Here is an 11,477-nt window from a genome sequence, read left to right on the forward strand (position 1 = left end):
CGCTCACCTCCACGTCTTTCTGCGTTTCCAGCGGCGGGTTTCCCGCGCGCCTTCCTCTTGCACGCCCAGATAGAAATTTTGGATGTCCTCAGATTCCATCAACACATGCGCCGCGCCATCCATGACGATGCGGCCGACCTCCATCACATAGCCGTGCTGGGCCAGTTCAAGGGCGGCCTTGGCGTTCTGTTCGACCAGCATCATGGTCATGTTCTGTTCGTCGTTCAGGCGTTTCAGGATGCCGAAGATTTCCTGCACCAGCAGCGGGGACAGGCCCAGAGACGGCTCGTCCAGCAGCATAATCTTCGGGTTCGCCATCAGACCACGCCCTATGGCCAGCATCTGCTGCTGACCGCCCGAAAGGGTTCCGGCCTCTTGGGTGCGCCGTTCTTTTAGGATGGGAAAGTAGGTAAATACCAGTTCACGGTTGTGATCGATCCGGGATTTGTCGGCTAGGGTATATGCCCCGAGGTTGAGGTTTTCATCGACCGTCATCAGTGGAAAGACCTCACGCCCTTCGGGGACGTGGACGATGCCCATCTCGACGACCTTGTGCGGCTCTGACCCTTGTATTTCGACGCCGTCAAATGTGATCTTCCCCTTTTCCGGGTCCATAACGCCCGAGACCGTTTTCATAAGGGTCGTTTTCCCCGCGCCATTAGCCCCGAGGATCGAGACGATCTGACCTCGATGCACGTCCAGAGACACGCCGCGAATGGCCATGATGGGGCCATAGAAGCTCTCGACATTGCGAATGGTCAGGACAGGATCGCTCATGAGGCTTTCCCCAGATAGGCTTCGACCACGGCCGGGTGGGATTGCACCTCTGCGGGCGTGCCAAGCGCCAGTTTCGCACCGTCTGCCATGGCTAAAACCCTGTCAGAAACGCCCGACACCAGACCCATGTCATGTTCAACCATCAGCACCGTGATGCCCATCTGCCGCCGGATATCATCAATCCACCAGCGCATGTCCGTGGTTTCTTCGACCGACAGGCCCGAGGCCGGTTCGTCCAGCAACAGCAGTTTGGGATCAGTGGCCAATGCGCGGGCAACTTCGACCACCTTGCGCACACCGTAGGGCAGGCCCGAGATCATCTTGTCTCGATAGGCCTGGAGGTCGAGAAAATCGATGACCTCTTCGACCTTTTCGCGGCTTTCAACCTCTTGTCGCCGGGCCGAGGGCAGGAACAGAACCTCGGACAGAAGGTTGGTGCTGCGATGACGATGCTGTCCGACCAAGAGGTTCTGCAGAACGGTGGCGTGTTCGAACAATTCGATATTCTGGAACGTACGGGCCACGCCATGGGCCGCCACGCCAGAAGGCTTGACCTTAAGCAAGTCATGACCGTCGAAACGGATTGTACCGGCAAATGGGTCATAAAACCGCGATATCAGGTTGAAGACGGTGGACTTGCCCGCACCGTTCGGGCCGACGATAGCAAAGACCTCGCCCTGTTCGACCGAAAAGGACAGGTCGTTGACCGCGATCAGGCCGCCGAATTTCAGGGTGACGTTCTCGAACTCCAACAGGCTCATCGCAGGCGTTCCGTTTTGAGGTAGGATTTCTGCCGTTTGAACATGTCCTTTCGGTAAAACGGGAAAAGTTCGAACCATGTGCGGATTTTCAGCCAGCGACCATAAAGGCCCATCGGTTCGAACAGGATGAAGGCGATCAGGATCATCCCGAAGATGCCGAATTCCAGCCCCGGTATGGCGACCGTATTGCCACCGACCAAGGCGCCCACGTATTCCTTTGAGATAGACAGGAACTGCGGCAGAAACCCGATCACGATGGCGCCCAGAAATGCGCCGTGGATCGAGCCCAGCCCACCGATTACGATCATCATCAGCAACTGGATCGAAATCAGAACACTGAAGGTTTCGTTATTGAAAGCGCCCGCATACATGCCCATCAGCGCTCCGGCCCAGCCGGTAACGGCGCAGGACAACGCGAAGGAAACCATCTTGGTGCGGGCAATATCGATCCCCATCGCCTGTGCCGAAATCTCGGAGTCGCGCACAGCAATAAACGCGCGTCCCAAGGGCGCGCGCAGCAGGTTGATATAGCCGAGGGTGACCAGAACAGCGACACTCAGAACCAGCCAGAAGAACAGATCGGGGGTGGCCCAGCGGTCGACCAGATGGCCAAAAATCTCGACCCCGCCCAGATATTTGCCCGCCACGCCACCAGTAAGCGGTTCGGACAGAACGATCACGTCATCCATCAGGATCGACAGCGCCATGGTGAAGATCGCCAGATAGATACCGTGCAGTCGCAGGGCAGGGATGGCGACGGTCACCCCGGCAATGCCCGTCAGAACACCGGCCAGAGGGAAGGCGACCAGAAACGGCACACCCGCCTCGATCAGGATGACGTTGGCATAACAGCCAAAAGCTAGAAAGGCCGCATGACCCAGACTGACCTGCCCGGTATGGCCGGTCAGAACCATCAGACCCAAACCTGCGATGGCCCAGATCAGGACATTGGTCAGCTCTCCCAGATAGAAATCGTCCAGCCACCTTGGTGCGACGGCCACGACGACCAGAAGGATCAGGTAGAGGCTGAGCTGATAGCGATCCTTCCAGGGGCGGATGTCCTGCAGATAGTCGGTTTTGAAAACGGTCCTCATGGGCTAGACCTTCTTGACCCGCACCTGACTGAACAGGCCGTTGGGACGGAAGATCAGCACCGCCAGCAACAGCGCGTAAGGCGCGATCTGGCTGTAACCCGCAGCGATATAGCGGCTGGCGAAGGGTTCGATGACGCCAACGATCAGCCCTCCGGCCAGCGCTCCCGGCAAACTGCCAAGCCCGCCGATCACCGCAGCGGCGAAGGCTTTGATACCCAACAATCCGGTGGTTGGATCGACCGCGCCTTTAGCTGCGAACAACACGCCTGCGATACCGGCCACCACTCCGGCCAAGGCCCAGATGAAGCCCTGAACACGCTTGACGGGAATGCCCATGTAATAGGCTGCCAACTGGTTCTGCGATGCACCCTGCATCGCCAGCCCAAGTTTCGTCCGGTTGAAGAACACATACATCCCCCAGGTCAGCAAAACGGTGACAACGATGACGGCCACATCCTCCATCCCCAGAACAATGCCCCCAAACCGGAATTCCTTTCCGGCCAGAGGATTCTGTAGGGTTTGCGGTTCATGTCCCCAGATCAGCCCAGCAACAAAGCGGATCACAAAGCCCAAAGCGATGGTCAGGATGACCACGGCAGTCTGGCTTTCCCCGAACAGGCGGCGGATGATCAGCCGGTCCAAAAGATATCCAAGCGCCCCCATGATCCCCAGAGAGATCGGCAGAGCGAGCCAGAAGGGTAGCCCCATATATTCGGTATTGGTCAGCCCGATGGTGACAAAAGCGCCCAGCATCATGAAATCGCCTTGGGCAAAGTTCACCGCCTCGGTCGCTTTGTAGATCAACACGAAACCAAGAGCGATCAGGCCATAGACACAGCCATTTGCCAGCCCGCTGATCAGCAGCTGCGCGTTGTCCAATTTCACCCTCCCAGCCGGTAGACCCGGCGTTTTGAACGCCCCGGAGGTCCTCCGTCACCCGGGGCTTTGTTCTACTATGGCGTGATAATCACCTTCCCGTCACTCTTTTTCAGGGCTTCGGCCAGATTTGGCACCAAATCCCTCAGCGCAAGCCGTTCGGAAATATCGGTTTTCCAGCGGCCATCGGCAAAACGGGCCTGAACCTCAGCCACGACACGCGCCTGATCTTGTGGCGGGGTCGAGGTCACCCAATTGGTCAGCCAAAACCCTTCGATCCGCTTGCCCATAAAGATCAACTGGCCCATCTGCGTCAGTTGCGGCAGGTCGGCACTGAGCTTTCCATAGCAAATCCAGCGCGCCCGATTGGGCATGGCACAGAACACCTGCTCGGACAATTGATCAGCCACAGCGTCCAGAAACACTCGGGGTTTCAGCACCTGACTGACTTTGGCAAATTTCTGAGCAACGTCCGGATCGGTGGTCACCAGAACCTCTGCCGCTCCGTGATCTTTCAAGGTATCGACAGTTTCGGCACGCCGGACCAAGGCGATGGGCTTCAGCCCAAGATCACGCCCGAGGCCACACATCAACTTACCCAACTGGCTGGTAGCCGCCGAGACCACAAAAGCATCCCCGGCACTTTGGGCGATATCGACCATCGCCATCGCGGTCAGAGGGTTCACGATCTGCGCCGCGCCGTCTTCGTCAGAAATCTCGGGGCGCAGAGGGATGCACATCATGGCCGGGGCCAGAACGTATTCGGCCCAGGCGCCGGAACTGGCAGTGATGAAAGCGACGCGCTGGCCCATTAGAGCCTCGGCACCCTGACCGGTTGCGACGACGTCGCCACAGCCCTCAAACCCGGCGGCCGCCCCTTTGATGCGGGGCTGCCCATATTCGCCCTTTATGAAATGGATATCAGACGGGTTCACTGATGCTGCGCGCAACTTGATCAGAACCTGTCCGGGGCCGGGCTCGGGTACCGGCAACTCAGCTTCGGTCAGCCAATCCCCGGCGTTCTCGATATATGGACCGGTGGCTTCGCCAGAGTAACCGTCGTGCAAAAGAACGGTTGCAAACATGGTTGAGGGCAGGGTGGTCATGGTTGTTCCTTGTTTCTGAACTGATCGCATCGCAGATGAAACCCGGTAACTGGCGGCAACTATCGGCTGCACCGTGTCACACAAAAATTTGGGTTTGTTTACAACTTGATGACAGCCAAGCAAATGAACCGTCATGCGTCAATCAGCTGATGCACTGACGTGGATGGAACCAAGCCACGTCGGTTGTGTGGGCCGCCCGACCCGGGCGACCCGCTTGCTTCACTGTCCCGACAGAAGGTCGCGGAGTTCCTGAAACTTTACCGCGATCGTTTCTGGTGAAGCCTTGATATCGTCGAGGATCTGAACGGCCTGTGTTTTCAAATCCTGTGCCAGATCGCTTTCCTGAACAGAGGCGACCATTGTGTCATAGTCAAAATTCTCAAGGGTCAGCGCGCCGCTTTCAATCCAGGAATTCAGCAGGTCCTGGCCCTGGTTTGCCAATGCGGCAACTTCTTCACCTGCCTGATTTGCAAGGTCCGTGGCCGTTTGACCAGCTTGCTCGGCTGCATCAGTCGCCTGTTCGGCGATGGACGAAACCCCTTCGGTTGCCTGTTCGGCCGCAGAATTTGCCGCCTCGCTTACAGCATCGCCTGCATTCTGTGCTGCTTCGCTAACCGCATCGCCGGCATCTTGTGCCGCCGATTGCAATTGCTCGGCCGGCGTGGGTTCGGGTTGAGAAAGGTAATAATATACGCCGGCGCCAATTGCGGCGACGGCTACAGCCAATAGGATAGTGCGCGACATGTGTCTCTCCTTTAGAAAATGTGTCGCCGAGATGGTTTAAATTTACCCAAATTCAAAGGGGAAATCCCGGAAATTCTTTTCAAATCCGGGGATTGAGCCATGCTATGCCGATCGGCTGGCCAACCATGGCAACAACACGCCGTCACTCGTTAAGCTTGAGTGCACGACCGCTTTGGTTGTGCTGGGGGAGCAGAAAGGTATTGTTCACTTGTCGAAGATCGGAAACACCTTTTCCCACGACTGCACATAAATCTTGTAACATTGAACGCTTTCACAGGACTTAGAGTTTGTGGCACCAACATGCCCGACAAATTGATTGTGTGTCGGTTTAAACATCCAAAAATGTTCTACAATTGGCGCTCCAACAGTGAGAAGACAGTCGGGTTGTGGTATACGCTTTTCGAAGACAACTCGAGAATTTTGGATCACCCATTTTGACTGAGCGAACGAAACATTTGGTACAGAGCCAACCCGCATTTTTTCTTGATTTCGAAGCCAGTTCGCTCAGCGCGATCAGTTGGCCAATTGAGATTGGCATAGCGCGTGTAGTTGGTGGTGAGGTGGTAACTGGTTCTCGTCTAATCAAACCTCACCCGGACTGGGACGATGCCGGTTGGTCAGAAATCAGTGCGCAAGTACATGGTCTGAGCCGAGCTTATCTAGAAGCTGAAGGCGACGATCCGCAAAGGGTCGCACAATGGTTCAAGACAGAAAACAACGGGATCGCAATTACGGACAATCCGGAATTCGAACGGCGTTGGCTCATTCGTCTGTTAGAGACAGATCTTCCATTTCCAAAAGTTCAGCTTCTTGACTTTGACAGTTACGTACGGATGAGCCTGATTGAGGAGGCAGCGATTGCGCGCGTCTATCAAAGCTTGGAAACACCGGGATCTCCTCCGCATCGTGCCGGACAAGACGCAGCCCGGTTGGCGAAAGCCTGGTTGAGCGGGTATGAGGGCATAAAAAACTATGTTGAATAGGAGAAGTTGGTTTCCTTTTGCATGCGGAACCAATGAATAGAGTTAGCTTTGGCGCTAATCGGTATCGCGAATTGCATCAACAGCGGCTGGAAAGTCGAAAAAACTAGGAAGCGGCCTCTCATCTATCTCTGTCATTGATTGCTCTTTACGACGAACTGTGGCGCGCCAAAAAGCCCGAGAACTTCGCCAGTCCAGCTTTCAAATCCGCCGTTGGGTTAGTGTATCCAAGGCGGAGCCAACCCTCCATATCCATGGCGCTGCCAGGGGTTAGCATGACGCCTTCCTCTTTCAAAAGAGTAATGCAAAGATCGCGAGAGGACATTGGCAAGTCGTATTTTAGCAGTGCCGTAGTGCCGGATTTCGGTGGCACCCAGCTGATCAATGGTTCATTTTCGATCCAGTCCTCAACGATCCGCAGGTTCTCGCGGGTTATCCGTTGAGCGCGGGCCAGAATCTTATCGCGATTTTCCAGAGCGAATGAGGCCAGCAATTCGTCAACCTGACCGACCGAGATCGTGTTGTAGTCGCGATGGATCATCACGTCGTGCAACATGTCCTTTGGACCTGCGATCCAGCCGACGCGAAGACCCGCCAAAGAATAGGCCTTGGACATTCCGGCCGTGCTGATCCCTTTTTCATAGAGGTCCGCAACCGCTGCCGTGAAGCCGTCTCCGGTTTGATCGGTGCCGCGATAAACCTCATCACACAAAAGCCATGCATCGACACTGCGGGCGATCTCGACGATCTGCTCCAGCATTGCGCGATCCATCAAGGCACCGGTTGGGTTGTTCGGGTTGTTGATCGCGATCAGGCGAGTGTCCGGGCGCACCATCGCGCGCAACGCATCCAGATCGGGCAAAAACGCGTTTTCTGGTCGCAGGTGCAGCAGCTCGATATCCGCGCCAATGCTTTCGGGGATGGAATAGTGTTGCTGATAGGTGGGGATTACCGAAATCACGTGATCACCGCGCGCGACAAGCGTCTGATGCACCAGCGAGTTAGCTCCGATGGTGCCGTGCGTAGTCAGGATGTTGTCGCGGGTCTGCTTTTCGTACAAGCTGCTGATGGCGTCGCGCAAACGATCCGAGCCTTCGATTGCGCCATAGGTCATTTTCATGGCCGAGAGGTCGTTGAGGATGCTGTTGTGCTGCCCGGCCATCTCGAACAGCTCGCCCAGAGTAATGGACTCCACGCAGGTTTCCGCCAGGTTGAGTTCGCATTTCGTCTCGAACTCGTTCATCCACATTTCGACGCCAAAAGGTCTGATATCCATGGGTCTCTCCTAAATTCGCAGATCAGGCCGATGCCGCGTCATAGATGGCACGCGCCATAAAAATGTCTTCCAGACCCAACCCGATCGAGCGGAAGAAAACGGGTCTGGAGCCTGACGGCGTATCACAGGCCTCAGTCTGCAACTCAGCCAGATCACCACGGATGGCTTCTGCCTGCCAACCGACCTCGGTTGCAAGCTTCATTTCCCCGGCTGACCCGGGCGTGGTTGCACGGTAGTCACAATAGACTTCGGCGTTGGTGAGGAAATCGGGGTCAACCTCATGCGCGTTGGCGACATTGGTACTGATAGAAGTGACCAGCGTACCCGGCGCCACGGACGCTGCATCAAAAACCGGAGTCCCGGACGAGGTACACAGCATCACGACATCCGCGCCTATGCCCGCAGCTTCGGAACTGTAAGCCAATTGCACACGACTGTCCGCAGCCAGCCATTGCTCTGCGACATCTCTATTTTTCGCAAGATTGGGGGAATAGACACGAATCTCAGCCCAGTCACGCAGCGCCAGCACGTGCTTGAGGTGGGCCAGAGCTACTTTACCTGACCCGATGATCGCCAGAATACGCGCGTCCGGACGGGCGAGATGATCAACGGCTAATGCGGTCGTGGCGGCAGTACGTTCGGTGGTCAACTCGCCCGAGTCGCACAGCATCAGCGGCTGGCCGGTCTCCATCGACATCAGCACTGTCCAGGCGGTGATCACGGGTTTACCGGGACGCACCAGATAAGGCGAAAGTTTCGCCCCGAATAAGTCAGCGCCGGTACTGGCCCCCAGATACGTGATGAAATCCCCTTTGTCCTCGGGGAAAACGGTGAGGGTCTGCGCAGGTTGCACGGCCTGACCGCGCCCCAGTTCAGTAAACAGCGCGCGCATCGCGCCGAGTGCGTTTACCTTTGGCAATAGGCCCCGAACGGCTGCGGCGTTCAGAACAAGTGCAGATTGGGGTGTACCGGTCATGATGATTTCCTTGGTATTCGATCCGAGGCATAGCCCGATTTTACTTAAACGCACGGATTAAATTCGAAAACACCTCTGTATCCGGATTCGGGAACATTTTCTCGGATACTCGGCCTTCTGCGTTATTGCTAAGGGCTGCCAGTGCGTCAGCAATGGGCGGCTGTCGCAGCTTGGAAGGTCGAAAGGCTTACGTTTCGACCGCTGATAACCGCGATCGCGCGTTTAGGGTTCATTTCGCGCACTTCGGGGCTGAGGGCAGCGATAACGGATGTGATGGAGCCACCCTCGACAATCATGCCTTCGCGGTCGGCAAATCTCGCCATTTCGGGGGCCAAGGAATCCTCGGAGATCAGAACGGCGCGGTCCATGAAGTCGCGGATGATTGGGAAGGTGTAGCGGTTGCGTAGACCGATTGCTCCCGTGATGCTGCTTGCGAGGCTGGGATGCTCTTCGACATGAACTGGCTTGCCCGCTTCCAGACTGCGCACCATGCCCGGTTCGATTTCCATGGATGATCCAACAACGCTAATATCAGGTGAAATCGACTTTGCTGCCAGTGCAATACCAGACAACAATCCACCTCCAGACAGAGGCGAGACAATCATGTTTGCGTTGGGCAATTCCGTCAGCGCCTCAAGCGCAATTGTGCCTTGCCCCGCGATAACATGCAGATCGTCAAAGGGATCGACCGATGTGTAACCATGTTCTTCGATTAACCGATCAGCGTGTTCTTGCGCTGCATCCTGTGTGTCGCCGTACAAGATCAATTCGGCTCCGAGTTCTCGCATCGCCTGCCTTTTGTTTTCGGGGCAAAGAGAGCAAACGACAACACGGGCTGTTATACCTAAACGCTTAGCCAGAAATGCGACGGCTCGGCCATGATTGCCGCTGGACACTGCGATGATCCCGCGCGCTTTTTCTTCGCTGCTCAGCTGTAGAATGCGGTTCGAAGCCCCCCTCAGCTTGAAGCTTCCGGTGGTTTGCAGGTTTTCCAGCTTCAGCCAAATTTCAAACCCGGCTCGGTCAGACAAAGGTTCCGAGAAGATCAAAGGCGTCTTGCGCACCATAGGCGCGATCCGCTTTGCAGCTAATTTGATATCTTGTAGCGAGATGTAATTGTTAGGAAATGTCATTCTAGGTTTTCTACCTTTGTAAGAAATTTGGAAATCCCACCCGCGTCTCTGTCAGTCCCCAGATGCAAGTGCCCGTCGTTTTCGGCTGTTCTTTCGGTACTGTAAGAGTCCCAATTCAAGTGATGCAATTTAGCGCGCCCTACAACACTACAACCTTAAGCATCCCAGGGGAAAATACCGAAGCAATCAACTTTGGTTGGGTCGACCAAACAACTTATTCTGGTTTCAGCCAAGCTTTGCAGACGTTTTGAATACCTCGATGTCCTCTGCGAGCCCTCGAACAGAGTGGAAGCCGACGGACTGAACTTCGTCGCCCATGTACTGGGCGACACTTGCTGTCATCAGGACATTTTCAGCCAGTTCTTTACAAAGCTCCTGAACACGACTGGCCACGTTTACGGCTTGACCTACAACTGTAAAATCCAATCGGTCGGGACTTCCGATATTGCCGAATGTCACTTTACCAAAATCCATGCCAATTACGAATTCTATTGGTTCGCGCCCATTGCGTAGCCCATCTTCGTTGTAATCCCGGAGATTGATCATGGACTTCTCTGCGGCCTCTGCAGCCAACCTGCAGGATTTTTCGGCACTGTCCTCAACGTCGAAAACTGCCAGGATGCCGTCCCCCATAAACTTGAGAACGTCGCCCCCCATTTGTTGGATGGGGGACACCACCATTTCGAAATAATCACCCATCATTGCCAGCAATTGAGTCTCAGGCCAGGTTTCCGCTTTTTCTGTAAAGCCTCGGAGATCAGCAAACAGGATGGCTGCCGAAACGGTTCTGTGTTCTCCACGATTGATATGCCCTTGTTCGATTTCTTCGGCGGGGCCGTGACCAAGATAGGTTTGCAGCAGGCTCTCTTGTGACTCGCGCATTGCGATGGGTTCCAAAGCTGCCGCCAGCGCATAGCGCGAGTCCTCAAGGTATCGAATATGTTCGCTCAAAAACCCCGAGGCTGCATTTGTGGTGAAACTGGTGCCTTGTACTGATCCGTTGCCATGTTCCAGCGGAATGGCCAGAAAATCGGTCGCACCTTCTGCCGCAAGTTCAGCGTAAACCGGATGCTCTGCCTCAAAGTCGAGGTTTACCAGCCTCTTACGCAAAGGACGACGTTGAGTGACAACGTATTCGAACGGGCTCCCATGCCATGCGTCAGTCGACAGAATTGTCGTACCTACGGTGTAGCGATGTACTTTGTGCGGAGTCCAGATCACGCCCCAAGCACTAAGCAGCGGGTTGGAGTAGGTCTGTGCAATCCGCGCGCGCGCCAAAGGCACACCGAGTTGCACTAGGCCTTCGCAATAGCCTTTGACAATTTCTACTTCGTCACCAAGCAACCGCCCCTCGGAAATCAGCCAGTGATTCAATGGATCAATTTCGGACACGGATATCTCGCAATAATCTTGAGCTGCCGACATTTTACATATTGAGAGAATTGAAAGAACCCACGCTGAAAAGGTCGACCAAAAAACAGTTTCACGTGGGTTTTTGAGCTTGGCCAAGGGTCGAAGACTTCAGCTGACGGCGGCAGCCGAGTCTGGATCGTCTTGCATTTTTTTGTGTAGGCGCGCCTGTTTTTACCTGGGAACCAGATTGGGATCGGTAACGTGTGTAAGCATCTTTGGCACGTTCGCTTCGATCTGCTCTTCGGTCGCAAGCGCCACTCCATGCGCCACAAACGGGCGAAGATAGGTCATACCCGCCAGATTGGATGTCTGTTGATACAGCTTCAAGAACTCGGCCATCG

General features: G+C 55.4%; 12 protein-coding genes. 1 reads left to right on the forward strand and 11 read right to left on the reverse strand.

Annotated elements, in window-relative coordinates:
* Positions 1-3: 3 nt before the first annotated feature.
* From GOW98_RS05490 to GOW98_RS05515, 6 genes are all read right to left on the reverse strand, one after another.
* Positions 4-777, reverse strand: coding sequence for an ABC transporter ATP-binding protein (locus GOW98_RS05490; protein WP_170330058.1), 774 nt, complete (start codon positions 775-777; stop codon positions 4-6).
* Positions 774-1,538: an ABC transporter ATP-binding protein gene (locus tag GOW98_RS05495; RefSeq protein ID WP_170330059.1), complete on the reverse strand. Its 765-nt coding sequence runs from the start codon at positions 1,536-1,538 to the stop codon at positions 774-776. The genes GOW98_RS05490 and GOW98_RS05495 overlap by 4 nt, the downstream gene beginning before the upstream one ends.
* Positions 1,535-2,632: a branched-chain amino acid ABC transporter permease gene (locus GOW98_RS05500; protein WP_170330060.1), complete on the reverse strand. Its 1,098-nt coding sequence runs from the start codon at positions 2,630-2,632 to the stop codon at positions 1,535-1,537. Before GOW98_RS05500 ends, GOW98_RS05495 begins: the two co-directional genes overlap by 4 nt.
* Positions 2,633-2,635: 3 nt before the next feature.
* Positions 2,636-3,511, reverse strand: coding sequence for a branched-chain amino acid ABC transporter permease (locus GOW98_RS05505; RefSeq protein WP_170330061.1), 876 nt, complete (start codon positions 3,509-3,511; stop codon positions 2,636-2,638).
* Between the two features lie 74 nt (positions 3,512-3,585).
* A complete protein-coding gene (locus tag GOW98_RS05510) occupies positions 3,586-4,614 on the reverse strand; it encodes a zinc-binding dehydrogenase (protein WP_170330062.1) in 1,029 nt (342 codons plus the stop codon).
* A 219-nt stretch (positions 4,615-4,833) separates the two neighbouring features.
* Positions 4,834-5,358 (reverse strand): hypothetical protein, encoded by a 525-nt coding sequence (locus tag GOW98_RS05515; protein ID WP_170330063.1) that lies wholly within the window; start codon positions 5,356-5,358, stop codon positions 4,834-4,836.
* Positions 5,359-5,792: 434 nt separating this feature from the next.
* Here GOW98_RS05515 and GOW98_RS05520 point away from each other — a divergent pair, with 434 nt between their 5' ends.
* Complete coding sequence (locus GOW98_RS05520) at positions 5,793-6,341, forward strand: exonuclease domain-containing protein (protein WP_170330064.1); 549 nt, start codon at positions 5,793-5,795, stop codon at positions 6,339-6,341.
* Positions 6,342-6,486: 145 nt separating this feature from the next.
* On the opposite strand, the gene GOW98_RS05525 is transcribed toward GOW98_RS05520, so the two are convergent.
* The 5 genes from GOW98_RS05525 to GOW98_RS05545 all read right to left on the reverse strand — a co-directional run bounded on the left by GOW98_RS05525 (position 6,487) and on the right by GOW98_RS05545 (position 11,475).
* Positions 6,487-7,614, reverse strand: coding sequence for an aminotransferase (locus GOW98_RS05525; RefSeq protein WP_170330065.1), 1,128 nt, complete (start codon positions 7,612-7,614; stop codon positions 6,487-6,489).
* Between the two features lie 22 nt (positions 7,615-7,636).
* Positions 7,637-8,590, reverse strand: a complete 954-nt coding sequence (locus tag GOW98_RS05530) for an ornithine cyclodeaminase family protein (RefSeq protein ID WP_170330066.1) — start codon at positions 8,588-8,590, stop codon at positions 7,637-7,639.
* A gap of 146 nt (positions 8,591-8,736) precedes the next feature.
* Positions 8,737-9,723, reverse strand: coding sequence for a pyridoxal-phosphate dependent enzyme (locus tag GOW98_RS05535; protein ID WP_170330067.1), 987 nt, complete (start codon positions 9,721-9,723; stop codon positions 8,737-8,739).
* Positions 9,724-9,948: 225 nt separating this feature from the next.
* Positions 9,949-11,232: an adenylate/guanylate cyclase domain-containing protein gene (locus GOW98_RS05540; protein WP_217359384.1), complete on the reverse strand. Its 1,284-nt coding sequence runs from the start codon at positions 11,230-11,232 to the stop codon at positions 9,949-9,951.
* A gap of 75 nt (positions 11,233-11,307) precedes the next feature.
* Positions 11,308-11,475 (reverse strand): hypothetical protein, encoded by a 168-nt coding sequence (locus GOW98_RS05545; RefSeq protein ID WP_170330068.1) that lies wholly within the window; start codon positions 11,473-11,475, stop codon positions 11,308-11,310.
* Positions 11,476-11,477: the final 2 nt, after the last annotated feature.

It is taken from the genome of Ruegeria arenilitoris (genome assembly GCF_013032445.1).
Lineage (GTDB): Bacteria > Pseudomonadota > Alphaproteobacteria > Rhodobacterales > Rhodobacteraceae > Ruegeria > Ruegeria arenilitoris_F.